The sequence below is a fragment of the Mesorhizobium sp. M1004 genome (genome assembly GCF_040318795.1).
Taxonomy (GTDB): domain Bacteria; phylum Pseudomonadota; class Alphaproteobacteria; order Rhizobiales; family Rhizobiaceae; genus Mesorhizobium.
In genome coordinates, this window is the sequence record NZ_JAMYNB010000023.1 from 58,674 (window position 1) to 74,566 (window position 15,893).

Annotated in this window: 19 protein-coding genes and 1 riboswitch; of the genes, 15 read left to right on the forward strand and 4 right to left on the reverse strand. The window is 63.8% G+C overall.

Annotated features, from left to right (window positions below; translation table 11 throughout):
* Positions 1-69 precede the first annotated feature (69 nt).
* From NKH54_RS30260 to NKH54_RS30285, 6 genes are all read left to right on the forward strand, one after another.
* A complete protein-coding gene (locus NKH54_RS30260) occupies positions 70-762 on the forward strand; it encodes a gamma-glutamylcyclotransferase (protein WP_353029554.1) in 693 nt (230 codons plus the stop codon).
* Between the two features lie 67 nt (positions 763-829).
* Positions 830-1,025, forward strand: a riboswitch (cobalamin riboswitch).
* Between the two features lie 36 nt (positions 1,026-1,061).
* Complete coding sequence (locus tag NKH54_RS30265) at positions 1,062-1,241, forward strand: CbtB domain-containing protein (RefSeq protein ID WP_023670784.1); 180 nt, start codon at positions 1,062-1,064, stop codon at positions 1,239-1,241.
* Positions 1,242-1,256: 15 nt separating this feature from the next.
* Positions 1,257-2,060, forward strand: coding sequence for a CbtA family protein (locus tag NKH54_RS30270; RefSeq protein WP_353029555.1), 804 nt, complete (start codon positions 1,257-1,259; stop codon positions 2,058-2,060).
* Positions 2,053-2,565 (forward strand): bifunctional adenosylcobinamide kinase/adenosylcobinamide-phosphate guanylyltransferase, encoded by a 513-nt coding sequence (cobU, locus tag NKH54_RS30275; RefSeq protein WP_023731213.1) that lies wholly within the window; start codon positions 2,053-2,055, stop codon positions 2,563-2,565. Before NKH54_RS30270 ends, cobU begins: the two co-directional genes overlap by 8 nt.
* Positions 2,565-3,179: a cob(I)yrinic acid a,c-diamide adenosyltransferase gene (gene cobO / locus NKH54_RS30280; RefSeq protein WP_353029556.1), complete on the forward strand. Its 615-nt coding sequence runs from the start codon at positions 2,565-2,567 to the stop codon at positions 3,177-3,179. Before cobU ends, cobO begins: the two co-directional genes overlap by 1 nt.
* Positions 3,180-3,203: 24 nt before the next feature.
* Positions 3,204-3,518 carry a hypothetical protein gene (locus tag NKH54_RS30285; RefSeq protein ID WP_353029557.1) on the forward strand — a complete coding sequence of 105 codons (315 nt, stop codon included), beginning with the start codon at positions 3,204-3,206 and terminating at the stop codon, positions 3,516-3,518.
* A gap of 14 nt (positions 3,519-3,532) precedes the next feature.
* Here NKH54_RS30285 and cbiB read toward each other — a convergent pair whose 3' ends face one another.
* A complete protein-coding gene (gene cbiB, locus NKH54_RS30290; RefSeq protein ID WP_023710809.1) occupies positions 3,533-4,522 on the reverse strand; it encodes an adenosylcobinamide-phosphate synthase CbiB in 990 nt (329 codons plus the stop codon).
* Between cbiB and cobD the strand changes: the two genes are divergently transcribed.
* Positions 4,521-5,576 (forward strand): threonine-phosphate decarboxylase CobD, encoded by a 1,056-nt coding sequence (cobD, locus tag NKH54_RS30295; protein ID WP_353029561.1) that lies wholly within the window; start codon positions 4,521-4,523, stop codon positions 5,574-5,576. The genes cbiB and cobD overlap by 2 nt on opposite strands.
* A complete protein-coding gene (locus tag NKH54_RS30300) occupies positions 5,573-6,082 on the forward strand; it encodes a tyrosine phosphatase family protein (protein WP_353029558.1) in 510 nt (169 codons plus the stop codon). The genes cobD and NKH54_RS30300 overlap by 4 nt, the downstream gene beginning before the upstream one ends.
* Before the next feature lie 9 nt (positions 6,083-6,091).
* Here the strand turns inward: NKH54_RS30300 and NKH54_RS30305 are convergent, their stop codons facing one another.
* Together NKH54_RS30305 and NKH54_RS30310 are read right to left on the reverse strand one after the other, a co-directional pair.
* Positions 6,092-6,895 carry a creatininase family protein gene (locus NKH54_RS30305; protein ID WP_023670776.1) on the reverse strand — a complete coding sequence of 268 codons (804 nt, stop codon included), beginning with the start codon at positions 6,893-6,895 and terminating at the stop codon, positions 6,092-6,094.
* Between the two features lie 53 nt (positions 6,896-6,948).
* Positions 6,949-7,332, reverse strand: a complete 384-nt coding sequence (locus NKH54_RS30310; RefSeq protein ID WP_023670775.1) for a RidA family protein — start codon at positions 7,330-7,332, stop codon at positions 6,949-6,951.
* A gap of 255 nt (positions 7,333-7,587) precedes the next feature.
* On the opposite strand from NKH54_RS30310, the gene NKH54_RS30315 reads away from it, so the two are divergent.
* The 7 genes from NKH54_RS30315 to NKH54_RS30345 all read left to right on the forward strand — a co-directional run bounded on the left by NKH54_RS30315 (position 7,588) and on the right by NKH54_RS30345 (position 14,602).
* Positions 7,588-8,592 carry an ABC transporter substrate-binding protein gene (locus NKH54_RS30315; protein ID WP_353029559.1) on the forward strand — a complete coding sequence of 335 codons (1,005 nt, stop codon included), beginning with the start codon at positions 7,588-7,590 and terminating at the stop codon, positions 8,590-8,592.
* Between the two features lie 2 nt (positions 8,593-8,594).
* Positions 8,595-9,419 carry an ABC transporter ATP-binding protein gene (locus NKH54_RS30320; protein ID WP_023685233.1) on the forward strand — a complete coding sequence of 275 codons (825 nt, stop codon included), beginning with the start codon at positions 8,595-8,597 and terminating at the stop codon, positions 9,417-9,419.
* Complete coding sequence (locus tag NKH54_RS30325; RefSeq protein WP_023670772.1) at positions 9,406-10,257, forward strand: ABC transporter permease; 852 nt, start codon at positions 9,406-9,408, stop codon at positions 10,255-10,257. Before NKH54_RS30320 ends, NKH54_RS30325 begins: the two co-directional genes overlap by 14 nt.
* Positions 10,258-10,451: 194 nt before the next feature.
* Positions 10,452-11,753: a cytosine deaminase gene (locus NKH54_RS30330; RefSeq protein ID WP_023685234.1), complete on the forward strand. Its 1,302-nt coding sequence runs from the start codon at positions 10,452-10,454 to the stop codon at positions 11,751-11,753.
* Positions 11,753-13,156, forward strand: a complete 1,404-nt coding sequence (locus NKH54_RS30335; RefSeq protein ID WP_031197684.1) for an FAD-binding oxidoreductase — start codon at positions 11,753-11,755, stop codon at positions 13,154-13,156. The genes NKH54_RS30330 and NKH54_RS30335 overlap by 1 nt, the downstream gene beginning before the upstream one ends.
* A gap of 283 nt (positions 13,157-13,439) precedes the next feature.
* Positions 13,440-14,021 carry an NAD(P)H-dependent oxidoreductase gene (locus tag NKH54_RS30340; protein WP_023685236.1) on the forward strand — a complete coding sequence of 194 codons (582 nt, stop codon included), beginning with the start codon at positions 13,440-13,442 and terminating at the stop codon, positions 14,019-14,021.
* Positions 14,021-14,602, forward strand: a complete 582-nt coding sequence (locus NKH54_RS30345; RefSeq protein ID WP_023685237.1) for an NAD(P)H-dependent oxidoreductase — start codon at positions 14,021-14,023, stop codon at positions 14,600-14,602. Before NKH54_RS30340 ends, NKH54_RS30345 begins: the two co-directional genes overlap by 1 nt.
* Positions 14,603-14,772: 170 nt before the next feature.
* Here NKH54_RS30345 and NKH54_RS30350 read toward each other — a convergent pair.
* The coding region (locus NKH54_RS30350) for an aminomethyl transferase family protein (RefSeq protein ID WP_353029560.1) at positions 14,773-15,893 on the reverse strand (1,121 nt) is incomplete at its 5' end.

The following is a 15,893-nucleotide window of genomic DNA, read 5'->3' on the forward strand; positions in this document are numbered from 1 at the left end:
GCCGGTTGCAGGCGCGGCGCATAATCATGTCGTGGACATGGGACATTCGGAAATTGGGGGGATTCGGACGTGGCCGCACGACAGATGTCGCTTACGCCGGAGCTGGTCGCGCGCTGCTGGCGCGAGATCAGGGACCCCGGGCCGGATCCGGACGCGATGCATCTCGATGAAGCCGACTATGACGCGCTGCTGGATGAATTGCAGGTCGAACTCCCGGACAGCGAACCGCTATGGCTGTTCGGCTATGGATCGCTGATCTGGAAACCGGAAATAGATTATGTCGAGGACCGCGTTGCGCTGGCGCGCGGCTGGCATCGGTCCTTTTGCATGAACATGACGCGCTGGCGCGGCACCAAGGACAGCCCCGGCCTGATGATGGCGCTGGACCGTGGCGGACAATGCAAGGGCGTCGCCTTTCGGCTGACCGACAATAACCGGCGCGAGCAGTTGGGCCGGCTTTTCCGGCGCGAAGTCACGCTGAAGCCGACAAGCTACCGGCCGCGCATGCTCAAGCTTGCAAGCGAGGCCGGACCGCTCAGGGCATTGGCCTTCGTCATCAACCGCAACGGCCTGACCTATTCAGGACCGCTCGACGAGGGCAAGGTCGTCGAAAGGCTGGCAACGTCCTGCGGGCACTGGGGGTCGGGCGCCGACTATCTCTACAACACGGTGAAAAACCTTGAAGAGCGCGGCATTCACGATCGCCATCTGTGGCGGCTGCAGCGGCTGGTTGCCGAGCGGATCACCGCGTTGAAGCCGTAACGCCGCATGGCGCATTCGCGCTGTTGGCCGGCGGAATTTGGTTTGCCGGATGCGACCGTTTCAGCCTATAGTCATGCATGTCGTCGGTTCCGTTAGGGACCAAGAGGGAATGCGGTGAGGGCTGACTTGTTGCCCAATGCCGTGGCTGCCCCCGCAACTGTGTGCGGTAGTCCTCTCCAAGCCACTGGGGATTTTTTCTTCGGGAAGGTGGGGAAGGGCGCTGATCCGCGAGCCAGGAGACCTGCCGGCGACAGGGAACTGACTTCGATGCCCTCGGGTGGAGGGCGAAAGGACAAGATATGAATACCGCTTCCGTCTCCCTCGGCGCTTCCGTCTCCTCGCAGTCGCGCTTCATGCAGCTCGTGCTTAGCGCGTTTCTGGGCATTTTCGTCGTCGGCGTTGTCGGTTTCTCGCACATCGATGCGGTCCACAATGCGGCGCACGACTATCGCCATTCGATGGCGTTTCCCTGCCACTGACGAGGATCTGACATCATGAACCTGTTTCGCAACGTCGTGTTCATCGCGGCGATCGCAGGGCTCGTGGCCGGTGTCGCTCTCGCCTGCATGCAGGCCTACGCCACCGTGCCGCTGATCCTCAAGGCGGAGGTCTACGAAAAGGCTGGTGGCGGCCATGAGCATCAGCATGCCGCGGCGCCCGCCGCCAACGCTGCGGACACCGATGCCATGAGCACCGCCGCGCCGGCGGAAAATGCGGTGAGCAGCGCAGCACCGGCTGAAGCAGCCGCGCCGGCGGAGGACGAAGGCTGGGCGCCGGCCGACGGCTTCGAGCGTTTCGCCTTCAGTGTCGTCGCCAATATCGTCACCGGCATCGGCTTCGCGCTGGTCCTGGTGGCGGTTTCCGAGTTCGCCGGCGGCATCGGCAGCTGGCGCCAGGGCGTGTTCTGGGGTCTGGCGGGCTTTGCCGTGTTCACGCTGGCGCCGGGACTCGGCCTGCCGCCGGAACTGCCGGCAATGCCGGCGGCCGATCTCATACAGCGCCAGATCTGGTGGTGGGCAACGGTGATGGCAACCGCGATCGGCCTTGCCCTTATTACCTTCCGCACGTCGGCGCCCCTGACCGTGCTCGCCGTCCTCCTGATCGTCGCCCCGCATATTGTCGGCGCGCCGCAGCCTGACAGTTTCGTAACGCCGATCCCGGAGGGCCTGCATCATCAGTTCGTGGTGGCGGTGACGCTGACCAATCTGGTGTTCTGGCTGGTGCTCGGCGCAGTTGTCGGCATAGTGCACTCGCGCTTCACCGGCACCGCGACCAGCCTGCGCGACAGCTTTGCCTGATCGCAGTTTGACCTTCATCATCGGCGGTGCGCGCTCCGGCAAGAGCGCGCATGCCGAAACTTTGGCGACGGCGTTGCCGCCGCCATGGGCCTATATCGCCACCGCGCAAGCCTATGACGGCGAAATGCGCGAGCGCATCGCGCAGCACCGCTCGCGCCGCGGCGAGGGATGGGCGACCATCGATGCCCCGCTTGATCTTGCAGGCGCGCTCGAAGCTTTGCCGGACAACCAGCCGGTGCTTGTCGACTGCCTGACGCTGTGGCTGACCAATCATATGCTGGCCGATCATGATCTGGAGGGGGAGTGCCGGCGGCTGGCCGATGTGCTTTCGCGGCCGCGCGGACCGTGGTTCGTGGTCTCCAACGAAGTCGGACAAGGCATTGTGCCCGACAATGCGCTGGCACGCCGGTTCCGCGATGCCGCCGGCCGGCTCAACCAGCAGATCGCGGTGGTAGCTGATATGGTGCTTCTGATGGTGGCGGGGCTGCCGCTCAAGGTGAAATAATGACTGACATCGACGCAAAAGACGAAGAGCGCCATCGCGCCAAGATGGCCAAGCGCAAGGCGGTGCAGGACGCCGAGGTCGCGGAAAAGACGGTCGAGAAGGGGCTGCTGATCGTCAACACCGGACCCGGCAAGGGCAAGACCACGGCTGCCTTCGGGCTGGCGCTGCGCATGCTCGGCTATGGCAAGCGCGTCGGAATCGTCCAGTTCATCAAGGGCAAATGGCACACCGGCGAGAAGGATGCCTTCGCGGCGTTTGGCGACCGCGTCGTCTGGCACACGATGGGCGAGGGTTTCACCTGGGAGACGCAGGATCTGAAGCGCGACATTAAGGCGGCCGAAGCCGCCTGGGCCAAGGCGCTGGAACTGATCGCCGATCCCTCGATCAGCCTCGTCGTGCTGGACGAACTGAACATCGCGCTACGCTACGACTATCTCGATCTCGACCGAGTGGTGGCGGCGCTGAAAGCGCGGCGCGAAGGTCTGCATGTCGTCATCACCGGCCGCAACGCCAAGCCGGCGCTGGTCGAGGCGGCGGATCTGGTGACGGAGATGGGCGTGACCAAGCATCATTTTTCGGCCGGCGTGAAGGCACAGCAGGGGATTGAGTTTTGAAGGTCTAACTTCGGGAGATCACCGTTGGAACAAGCCGTGATTGTCTACCTTCTTCTGAGCGGCGGTCAGGTCGGGGCGCCGGAAGAGCGGCAATCGGTCCAAGTTCTGGAGGATCGGTTGGAAAAAGCTGTTTCAAATGCGCATGTCGGCGAATTTGATGGTGACGAGTTTGGTGGGGGCAAATGCACCCTCTATCTGTACGGGCCAGACGCCGAGAAGCTTTTCCTTGTGATTGAGCCTGTGCTGAAATCCTCGGCTGTGGCCGCTGGCGGCTACGCGATCAAAAGATTTGGCGAAGCTGTGGATCCAAACGCGAAGGAAGTCCGTGTCTCTTGGTGAGTCAGGCGGCTTCTTTACTGCGAGACCAAGATTTCCAGATAGATGACGACCGCCGACAGCAATCCGAACAGCCCAATCAGCAGATAATCCGCGACGTGGTAAAGCTTCAGCGCCCGCCTGATGTCCAGGCTCTCCGCCTCGCGGCGGCCGCCTTCGCCCATGAACGCATCCTCGACGACAACGCCGCCGTAGGTACGCGGGCCGGCGAGCGCCAGGCCAAGCGCACCCGCCATCGCCGCTTCCGGCCAGCCGGCATTGGGCGAACGGTGTTTTTTCGCGTCGCGCCGTACCGCTTCCCAAGCATTGCGGGGATCGGCGCCGTCAACAAGAAAGGCAGCGGCAATGATCAGCAGTGCCGTCAGCCGCGAGGCCGGCAGGTTGATCCAGTCGTCGAAAAGTGCTGCCGCGCGGCCAAAAGCCTCGTGGCGCGGGGTGCGGTGGCCGATCATCGAATCGGCGGTGTTGGCGGCCTTGTAGGCGACGCCGCCGGCCAGCCCGCAGACGCCGGTCCAGAAGGCGGGCGCGACAATGCCGTCGGAGAAATTCTCGGCCAGGCTTTCGATCGCGGCGCGGCTGACGCCGGCATGGTCGAGCTTTTCGGGATCGCGGCCGACAATGCGCGCAACCGCAATGCGGCCGAGCGCCAGCCCGCCGGTATCGAGCGCGTCGGCCACCGCTTCGACATGCTCGGTGAGGCTCTTTTGCGACAGCAGCGACGACGCCAGGATGGCGGTGATGATCATGCCGGCGGGAAAGAGCTGCCAGAGCAGGATTTGCACAATGAAGGCAATCGCCGCCGGCGCCAGCACAATGACCAGCAGGGCGTGCACGCCCCGGCGGCGACGCAATGCGTCGGAATCAGTGGCGCGGTTGAGCCTGAGGTCGAGAAAGGCTATCAGCCTGCCGAACCAGGTGACGGGATGGCCGGCGGCACGGAACAGCCAGTCCGGGTACCCCAGGATGCGTTCGATGGCCAGCGACAGGAAAGCGATCAGGACCGACATGAAGCTTTCTGATGGAGCGATTGCTGCGGTGGATCACGGTGGATCCCTTGGCCGGGCGAGCGCGCTCTTCCCTCACGCGCCACAGCCTTTCGTCGATCTTTCGACAGGTATCAATCCGCACTCCTACCCGCTTTTCGAGCTGCCCGCCACCGCCCTGTCACGATTGCCGGAGGCCACGCGCCTGCGTGAGCTGGCCAGGATCGCGGCAGGCGCCTATGGCGCACCTTCGGCCGAGAATGTGGCGGTAGCCCCGGGCACGCAGATCTTGCTGCCGCGCGTCGCCTCGCTGGTGAGCCCCGCCCGCGCGCTGGTGTTGGGACCGACCTATGCCGAGCATGCCAGGGCGGCCGCGATTGCCGGCCATGCGGTGGTGGAGACTGACGATGTCGAGGCGCTTGCCGGGGCCGACCTTGCCATCGTCGTCAATCCCAACAATCCCGACGGGCGCGTCGTGTCGCGGGAAAGGCTGCTTCGGCTTGCCGAGACATTGCGCGCCAAGGGCGGGCTGCTGGTCGTCGACGAGGCCTTCATGGATGTCGGCCCGCACGCGGAAAGCCTTGCCGGCGATGTCGGGCGGGGCGGCATCGTCGTGCTGCGCTCGTTTGGCAAGTTCTTCGGTCTCGCCGGCCTGCGGCTCGGCTTCGCACTTTCCGATGCGGTGACGGTCGAAAGGCTTGAAACGCAATTCGGCCCTTGGGCGGTCGCCGGCCCAGCGCTCGAATACGGCATCCGCGCGCTTGCCGACAGCGGCTGGCAGGCCGACATGCGGCGGCGGCTGGCGCAGGATGCGGCGCGGCTCGATGCGCTGCTTTCGCGCTTTGGCGTTGCTGTCGCCGGCGGCACGACGCTGTTTCGCTATCTCCGGCTTGCCGATGCACCGGGGCTGTTTTCGACGCTCGGTGAGCGCGGCATATTGCTCAGGCATTTTTCCGAGCGTCCCCAGGTGCTCCGCGCGGGGCTGCCTGGAAGTCAGGAGGAATGGCAGCGGCTCGAATCGGCGCTTGCCGACTGGCACGCACGGCGCGACGATGGGTCGAAGGAGATCGCGCCATGATCCATATCTGTTCGCTGGCAAAGCTTGAGGAGACGGTGGCCAAAAGCGGCGCCGAGCGCGTGCTGTCGCTGCTCGCTGCCGGCACCGAGGTGGCGCGGCCGGCCTCAATCGCGAGGGAAAACCACCTGCATCTGGTCATGCACGACATCGCGGTGGCGCAGGACGGCATGACCATGCCCGGCGAAGGCCATGTGCGCAATCTGCTCGATTTCGCCCGGAAATGGGACCGCGCCAAACCCATGGTCGTCCATTGCTATGCCGGCATCAGCCGCTCGACCGCCTCGGCCTATATCATTGCGGCGGCGCTCGCCCCGAAGCGCGACGAAGTCGAACTTGCGCAGACATTGCGGAAGCTTTCGCCCTCGGCGACACCCAATCCACGGTTGATCGCCGTCGCGGATGCTCTTCTCTCACGACAAGGCCGCATGATCGAAGCGATCGAGGCGATCGGACGCGGCGCCGATGCTTTTGAGGGTACGCCTTTCGTGTTGAAGATCGACGGCTAAGGCGGCCCGCTATGCCAGCCAGTCGGCAAGCTTCGCCTTGCGCACATCCTTCAACAGGGTGATGAAGCCGTCGGCCTGATGCTCCGCCGTCAGTCGGCCTTTCTCGGCCGTGGCAATGCTGGCATCGCCGACCACGCCGTTGGGGTTGAGATCCCCAGCGATCCAGGCGAAAGCGTGCGTTCCGGTGTGGCGCAGCAGCGCAAATTCGGTTTCGGCGCGGGCGACCTTGGAGGCGAAATTGTCGGCCTTGGCCATGTCGACTAACTCCGGGCGAAAATGCAGCATCAACGAGGTCTCGACGTCGCCGCCATGGATGCCATGGCGGTCTTCCAGCTCGGTGTACATGCCGGCGGGGCGGCCGAAGCGCTGCCAGCTGGTCTTCACCGCCAGCATCCTCTCACGCACGCGCAGCTCGCGCGTGACGATGCCCATGATCTCTTCATTGCCGCCATGCGAGTTGACGACGATCAGTTTCCTTACGCCTGCGCGGGCAACGGACAGGCCAAGCTCGGTCCAGGCATCGACCAGGGTGGCCGCCGGCAGGGTGAGCGTGCCCGGCGCCTGCAGATGCTCGTTCGACTTGCCGACCGTTTGGACCGGCAGGATGCGGATGTCGAGATCGCCGGGCAGGCGGGCGATGACCGTCTCCAGCATGCCGTTCATGATCGAGGTATCGGTTGATACAGGCAGATGCGGGCCGTGCTGCTCGATCGCCGCCACCGGCAGCACGGCAATCGTCGCCTCCGGATCGATCGCGGCGTATTCGGTGGTCCGGTAGTCGCCCCACCAAACGCGTCTGTTTGCAACGGTCATGTCATGCCTCTTGACTGTGAGGGAGACCTAGCGCGCCAAACGTCGCCTGTCGATCACCCAGCCGCAATCGCCTCGACCTCGACCTTGAACTCCGGCCGCGCAAAGCCTGACACGATCATCAGCGTCGAGGCGGGCGCGGGGCTGGCAAACAAGCGGTCGCGGACGTCCATATAGGGCCGCAGAAAGGCGCGGTCGGTGACGTAGGCGTTTATGCGCACGATGTCGCCTAGCCCCAGCCCGGCTTCAGCCAGAATCGCCGCTATGTTTTGAAAGCAGAGCTCGGCCTGCGCGCCGGCATCCTCGGGGATCTGGTCGTCCGCCGTGATGGCGACCTGACCGGAGCACAGAACCAGCCGCTTGCCTGGCGGCACCTCGACGCCGTGGCTATAGCGGGCGAAAGGCGGCTTGATCGACTTCGGCGCGAGGTATCTGAACATGGCAATCTCCTGTCTGCGAGACCAGCCTAAGACGTGACCGATAGTACGTTCAAGATGTGGTGCATGGCACGAGGGCGATTGTGGACAGGCGTCCAAAAAATAGGCACGATGCCTCCCGCACAGCATGACCCGTCCGGTGTTGGCAGTGACTGCCGCGCAAGCAGGCGGCCCGGGCGGTGGCATGTGTCTTGCTTCTTGGATCAATGGTGTCGAGCCCGGCGCGTGACGCTCCGGAGCCAACAAAGGGTGGTGTCGATGTACGGAAAACAGAAGATTTCAGCGCTTGCGGTCGCGCTGCTTGGAGCCGGCACGTTCGGCGCGGCAGCAAACGAGAAGGTCACCTTCGGCACCAACTGGCTGGCCGAGCCCGAGCATGGCGGCTACTACCAGGCCGTCGCCGACGGCACCTACGCTGCATGTGGCCTCGACGTGACGATTTCGCAGGGAGGTCCGCAGGTCAGCGGGCGGCCGCTGCTGCTGGCCGGCAAGCTCGATTTCTACATGGGCGGCAATCTGCTGTCGGCCTTCGACGCCGTCCAGCAGGGCATCCCGATGCGCGTCGTCGCAGCCGATTTCCAGAAGGACCCTCAAGTCATCATGTCCCACCCGGGGCAGGGGCTGGACAAGTGGGAGGATTTGAAGAACGCCGACCAGTACATTCTCGGCGACGAGGGCGTCCAGACCTTCTTCCAGTGGATGGTCATCGAACTCGGTTTCGATGCCGCCAAGCGCGTGCCGTACACCTACAACACCGCTCCATTCCTGGCCAACAAGAAGTCGATCCAGCAGGGTTACGTCACCTCGGAGCCTTTTGCGGTCAAGAAGGAAGGCGGCTTCGTGCCCAACCAGTTCCTGCTCGCCGACTATGGCTGGGACACCTATTCGACGACGATCGAGGTGATGCAGGACACGATCGACAAGCGGCCGGAGGTGGTCCAGTGCTTCGTCGATGGCTCGGCCAAGGGCTGGTACAACTACCTCTACGGCGACAACAAGGCCGCCAACGAGATGATCAAGAAAGACAACCCCGACATGAGCGACGAGCAGATTGCCTTCTCGATCGAGCAGATGAAGAAGTTCGGCCTGGCCGATTCCGGCGACACCGAAAAGCTCGGCATCGGCGCCATGAACGAAGACCGGATCAAGAGCTTCTATGACAAGATGGTCAAGGCCAAGGTCACGCCCGAGGGCATCGATATCAAGAAGGGCTTCACGCTGGCCTTCATCAACAAAGGTGTCGGGATCGAGCTGAAGAAGTAGTCGTGAAGCTGGAAAAGATGGCGCAGGCGCCCATGACGGCATCGGGTGAAGGCCCGATGCTGCTGACGCTGCGCCATGTCGGCAAGGTGTTTTCCAATGGCGTGACTGCATTGAGCGACGTCGATCTCGCCATCCGCGAGGGCGATTTTGTCAGCCTTCTCGGGCCGTCCGGCTGCGGCAAGTCAACGGCGTTGAGGCTGATCGCGGGCCTGTCGACGCCGACATCCGGTCAGCTCGACTGGGGCGGTTCGATCGACCGCGCCAATATCGGCTTCGTCTTCCAAGAACCGACGCTGCTGCCCTGGGCCAATGTATTCGACAATGTCTGGCTGCCGCTCAGGCTGAAAGGCGTGTCGCGCGCCAAGGCGGCGCCGGCGGTGACGGAGATGCTGGAGCGGGTGCACCTGACCGGCTTCGAGAACGCCGTGCCGCGCGAGCTTTCCGGCGGGATGAAGATGCGCGTCTCGATCGCACGCGCCATGGTGACGAAGCCGCGCATTCTGCTGATGGACGAGCCGTTCGCCGCACTCGACGAGATCACCCGCTTCAAGCTCAACAACGACCTTCTGGAGCTGTGGCAGGACGAGCGCTTCACCGTCGTCTTCGTCACCCACAGCGTCTTCGAAAGCGTGTTCCTGTCCAACCGCGTCGTCGTCATGGCGGCGCGGCCGGGCCGCGTCCATGCCGAGCTTGCCATCGACGCCTCCTATCCGCGAGACGAGGTTTTCCGCACTTCGCCCGATTATGCCGCGCTCTGCCGCCAGGCCTCGGACATCCTGGTCAACGCCATCAACACATCAGCCGGACCGCACCATGACGGCCATTGACCAGAATGCCGCAACGCTCGACGCGGAAGAGGCGGGCCGCGTACGCCAGGAGCGGCTGGAGCGGATCGGCCGGTGGGTCTTGCCTTTGGCGATCATGATCCTGGCGATCTGGCTGTGGGACCGCATTTGCGTGTGGAACGCGATCCCGCAATATATTCTGCCGCGCCCCGGCGTGGTGCTGTGGACGCTCTATAGCGATGCCGGGCTCCTGTTCTCCGCGCTGCTGGTCACGTTGCGCATAACCTTTCTCAGCCTGCTGCTCGCGGTCGTCGGCGGCGTCGGACTGGCGGTGCTGTTTGCGCAATCGAAATGGGTGGAGATGTCGTTCTTTCCCTTCGCCATCGTGCTGCAGGTAACACCGATCGTGGCGGTCTTCCCGCTCATCAACATCTATGTGGACAACCAGACGGTGAAGCTTTTGCTTTGCGCCTGGATCGTCGCGTTCTTCCCGATCCTGTCCAACACCACGCTCGGCCTCAATTCGGTCGACCGCAATCTTCGCGACATGTTCAAGCTCAACGGCGCGACGCGCTGGCAGCAATTGCGCTATCTCAGACTGCCGGCGGCCATGCCGTATTTTCTAGGAGGCTTGAAGATCGCCGGCGGTCTGTCGCTGATCGGCGCCGTGGTGGCCGAGTTCGTCGCCGGCGCGCAGGGACAATCCTCAGGGCTCGCCTCGCGCATCATCGAGGCCGGCTACCGCCTCAACGCGCCAAGGCTTTTCGCGGCGCTGATCCTGATCTCGCTCACCGGCATATTGATCTTCCTGGTGCTGTCGCTGGTGTCGCATCTCATCCTGCGCCGCTGGCACGAGAGCGCGCTGAAGCAGGAGCGGTAGGGTGACGAGGTGAGCGAGACGTTGGCGCGAAGCACCCCCCTCTGGCCTGCCGGCCATCTCCCCCTCAAGAGTGGAGATTGGACGTCATCCGGGATTTCGCCAATTATCGACGTTGGAAGACGGGTGCTGCCGGCAAAGCTGCCAATCTCCCCCCTTGAGGGGGAGATGCCCGGCAGGGCAGAGGGGGGCGGTCCTTGATACCGACCTCTGGCTCGTACCATCTCACCAACGTCCGCCTTCACCGGTCGCTGACATCAGGTCTTGCCACCACTTACGATACTGACGGCTTCGCGCTGGCCGACATCGCCGTCGCCGACGGTAAGCTCTCCAGCATCGCCGCGCACAAGAAATCAAAAGCGCCAGCCACCGCCATCGACCTTGCCGGCCGCATCATCCTGCCGTGCTTCGTCGATTGCCACACCCACATCGACAAGGGCCATATCTGGCCGCGCAAACCCAATCCCGACGGCAGTTTCATGGGCGCGCTCAATGCCACCAGCGCCGACCGTGCAGCGCGCTGGAGCGCCGAGGACGTGGCGCGGCGCATGGATTTCTCTTTGCGCTCGGCCTACGCGCACGGCACCAAGGCCTTGCGCACTCATCTCGACAGCGTGCCGCCACAGGAGGAAATCTCCTGGCCGGTGTTCGAGGCGATGCGGGAGAAATGGCGCGGCCGCATCGAATTGCAGGCAGCCTGCCTGCTCGGCATCGAAGGCGTGCGCGACAGAAAGTGGTTCGAGAGGCTGGCCAAGCGTGTGGCTGCGGCCAAGGGCGTGCTCGGCGTCGTCACCTATATGGTGCCGGATCTCGAAGAGCTTCTCGACAAGGTGTTCGCCGAGGCGAACAAGCACGGGCTCGATCTCGATTTCCACGCCGACGAGACCGACGATATCGCGGCGATCTCGCTGAAGAAGATTGCCGAGGCCGCACTCTGGAACGGTTTTGAGGGCAACATCCTGGTGGGACATTGCTGCTCGCTGGCGCGCCAGCCGGACCTCGACGTGCTCGACACGCTGGACAAGGTCGCCAAGGCCAAACTTGCCGTGGTGTCGCTGCCGATGTGCAATCTCTATCTGCAGGACCGGCGCGCCGACCAGACCACGCCACGCTGGCGCGGCGTGACCTTGCTGCACGAGATGAAGGCGAGGGGCATTGCGGTCGCGGTCGCCTCCGACAACACCCGCGATCCTTTCTATGCCTATGGCGATCTCGACATGCTGGAGGTCTACCGCATGGCGACGCGCATCCTGCATTTCGACCATCCGGTCGGCGACTGGCCGCAGACGGTGGCGGCGACGCCGGCCAAGGTGATGCGGCTCGACGGTGTCGGGACACTGGCAGCCGGTGGCAGCGCCGATTTCATCGTCTTCAAAGGGCGGAGCTGGACGGAATTGCTCTCGCGGCCCGAATCGGATCGCATCGTCGTGCGCGCGGGACGAGCGATCGACAGACAATTGCCCGATTACGCCGAGCTCGACGGACTGATGGTGGAATGATGGATGTTTCGGCGCTCAAACGCGATCTCGACGGGATAAAGCTCGACGACAATCCGGCCATCATCCAGCAGAAGAGCCGCGACTTCTATTGGTACAGCCCGGTGCTGAAGCAGCAGCTCGACCACGTCACCGGCGACCTGATCGTGACGCCCAGGAACGAGGCCGAACTGATCCGCGTGCTTGCCGCTTGCCACCGTCATGGCGTTCCGGTGACGCCGCGCGGCAGCGGCACCGGCAATTACGGTCAGGCGATGCCGCTATCGGGCGGCGTGGTTTTGAACCTTGCCGAGATGAACGAGATCAAGGCCATAGCGCCGGGCCGCGTCGTCACCGGGCCGGGCGCGATCCTCGCCGACATCGACAGAGCGACGCGCGCGCATTCCGGGCAGGAACTGCGGCTGTCGCCGTCGACCTACAACACCGCCTCGATCGGCGGCTTCATCGCTGGCGGCTCGGGCGGCGTCGGCTCGATCAATTTCGGCGGTCTGCGTGATTTCGGCAATGTGCTGCGGCTGCGCGTCGTCACCATGGAAACCGAACCGAAGGCGCTCGAACTCACCGGCGAGGATTTGCACAAAGTCACGCACGCCTATGGCACCAACGGCATCATCACCGAGGTCGAGATGCCGCTGACTGCAGCCTATGAATGGATCGACGTGATCGTCGGCTTCGACGCTTTCATGCCGGCAGCCCGCTACGGCAACGCGCTGGCACGCCAGGACGGCATCCTGACCAAGCTGATCACGCCGATCGCCGCGCCGGTGCCGCAGCTCTATTTCAAGCGACACCAGAAGTTCTTCCGGGACGGGCAAAGCATCTGCGTCGTCATGGTTGCCCGGCATGGGCTAGACGCATTCCTCGCCTTCACCCGCCGCGCCGGCGGCGAGGTCATCTTCAATGCCGCGACGGCAACGGACGAAGAGAAGAAGGGCCTGCCGCCGGGCTTCGAGCTGGCGTGGAACCACACCACGCTCAGGGCACTGCGGGTCGATCCCGCGATCACCTATCTGCAATCGCTCTATCCGTTTCCCAACCAGCTGGCGCTGGTGGAGAAGATGGACGCGATGTTTCCGAACGAGGTCTTTTCGCATCTCGAATTCGTGCGCCTCGACGGCAACATCACCTGCTTCGGCCTGCCGCTGGTGAAATTCACCACCGAGGCGCGGCTCAACGAAATCATCCGGCTGCATGAGGAGAATGGCTGCCCGATCTTCAACCCGCACCGCTACACGCTGGAAGAGGGCGGCATGAAGCAGACGGATGAAATCCAGCTCGCCTTCAAGCGCGAGACCGATCCGCAAGGCCTGCTCAATCCCGGCAAGATGATCGCCTGGGAAAATCCGGATTACGACTATCGCTCCGGCCGGACTTTTTTGTTCAAGGGTTTGCAGAAAGCAGAATGAGCAGAGGTTTGAGCTTGAGCACCCCCCTCTGTCCTGCCGGCACAGGCCCTACGCTGCCGCTTCGGGCGTTCGTTGTTTGGAAAGCCAAGCAATTGGCTTCCCATCGGCCTCGCCGACCACTTCTCACCCCCCGCAAGGGGGGAGATTGGCAGCCTGAACGCCGCAGCCAATCTGACACGCTGACAATTAGTGAAAGCGATGCGGCAGTCCGATCTCCCCCCTTGAGGGGGAGATGCCCGGCAGGGCAGAGGGGGGTGCCTCGCGCCGACCCCAGCAATTTCCCATGAAAGTCCTCGTCCTTTACGCACACCCGGTGGAGACCAGCTTCAATGCCAGCCTGCACCGCACGATCGTCGAGCGGCTGACGGCGGCCGGCCATGAGGTCGACGATTGCGATCTCTATGCCGAGGATTTCGACCCCAGGCTGACGCGCGGGGAGAGGCTGGATTATCACAACCAACGCAGCCCTGCGGACCCGGCCGCGCCCTATGTCGAGCGGCTGCTCAAGGCCGAGGCGCTGGTGCTGTCATATCCCGTCTGGAACTACGGCTTTCCGGCTATCCTGAAAGGCTTTTTCGACCGCGTGTTTCTGCCCGGCGTGTCGTTCAAATTGGTCGACGGCAAGGCGCAGCCTTCGCTCCACAACATCCGCAAGCTGACCGCCGTCACCACCTATGGCGGCAGCCGGTTCCGCGCCATGCTGATGGGCGATCCGCCGCGCCGGCTGGTCAAGCGGATGCTGCGCGCGACGATCAGGCCCGGCGCCTCGGTGTCCTACCTCGCTCATTATTCGATGAACCTGTCGACCGACGAGACGCGGGCAGCCTTCATGGCCAAGGTCGCGGCCGGGATGGATACCTTCTGATGCGCGTGCTGGTGGTCTATTGCCATCCGGTGCCCGAAAGTTTTTGCGCCGCGATCAGAGATACCGCCGTCGACGTGCTGAAGGCGCGGGGTTGGGAGGTACGGCTGCTCGACCTCTATGCCGAAAAATTCGACCCGGTGATGGGTAGCGAGGAGCGGCGCGCCTACAATGAGCGGGCGCCGGAGGATCCGGCCCTAAAACCGCATTTCGAGCATCTCGCCTGGGCTGAGGCGATCCTGTTCATCTATCCGACCTGGTGGTACGGGCTGCCGGCCATGCTGAAGGGCTGGCTCGACCGGGTCTGGGCGACCGATGTCGCCTTCAAGCTGGGCAAGGGGCGCATCATGTCGCTGATGACACATGTCACCAGGGTCGGCGTCATCACCCCCTGCGGCGCGCCGACCTGGTGGAGCGTCGTCGTCGGCCAGCCCGGCCGCAAGACCTTGCTGCGCGGTATGCGCGCGCTGTGCGCCCGCCGCTGCCGGACGTTTTTCCTGGCGCACTACCTGATGGACGCCTCGACGCCAAGGACGAGGGCGGCGTTTCTGGTGAAGGTGCGGGCGAAGCTGGAGCGGTTTTGAGCTTCTTCACCCTCCCCCTTGTGGGGAGGGTCGCGCAGCAAATGCCGCAAGGCGGCTTTTGCGAAGCGGGGTGGGGGGTCTCGTAGGGCGCACCCCCACCCCGTCTCGCAATCGCCGCTTCGCTCCGACTGCGAGCCGACCCTCCCCACAAGGGGGAGGGTAAAAAGGTGCTACATCCTCGTCCGTTCCGCCTTGGGATCGTACATCGGCTTCAGCGATGCTTCCGCCGCAAAACGCTCGCCGGCGATCTCTATCTCGTAGGACGAGGCCAGCACATCCGCCTCGCTCTCGCCCTGGCAGGGCACATAGCCCAGTCCGATCGCGCCGCCGAGATGGTGGCCGTAATTCCCCGATGTGATCGGGCCGACGATCTTGCCGTCGCGCAGGATCGCCTCGTTGTGGAAGAGCAGAGGCTGCGGGTCCTTCAGCCGGAACTGCACCAGCCGGCGCGACAGGCCGGCTTCTTTTTTCTTCAGCACCGCATCGCGGCCGATGAACTCGCCCTTGGCGGTTTTGACCGCAAAGCCGAGGCCGGCCTCCAGCACATTGTCCTCGTCGGTGATGTCGTGGCCGAAATGCCGAAACGCCTTTTCGATGCGACAGGAATCGAGCGTATGCAGGCCGCAAAGTTTCAGGCCGACGTCGGCGCCGGCTTCTTCTATAGCCTCGAAGACGTGGGCGGCCTGATCGGTCGAGACATAAAGCTCCCAGCCGAGTTCGCCGACATAGGTGACGCGGTGGGCGCGGGCGAGGCCCATGCCGATCTCGATCTCCTGGAAGGTGCCGAATGGATTGTTGTCGTTGGAGAAATCGTTGGGGCTGACTTTCTGGATCAGCTTTCGCGTATCCGGACCCATCAGGCAGAGCACGCTTTCTGCCGCCGTCACATCGGTGATGACAACGAATTCCTCGCCGACATGCCGCCGCAGCCAGGCGAGATCGCGTTGCAACGTCGCGCCCGGTACGACGAGGAAATAGGCCGTGTCCGACAGCCGCGACACGGTAAGATCGCTCTCGATGCCGCCGCGCTGGTTGAGCATCTGAGTGTAGACGATCTTGCCCGGCGCCACATCCATGTCGTTGGCGCAGAGCCTTTGCAGGAACGCGCAGGCATCGCGGCCCTCGACACGGATCTTGCCGAACGAGGTCATGTCGAACAGGCCGACCTTGTTGCGGACCGCCAGGTGTTCCTCGCGCTGGTTGTCGAACCAGTTCTGCCGCTTCCAGGAATAGCGGTATTCGCGCTCTTGCCCTTCGCGGGCGAACCAGTTGGCGCGCTCCCAGCCGGCGA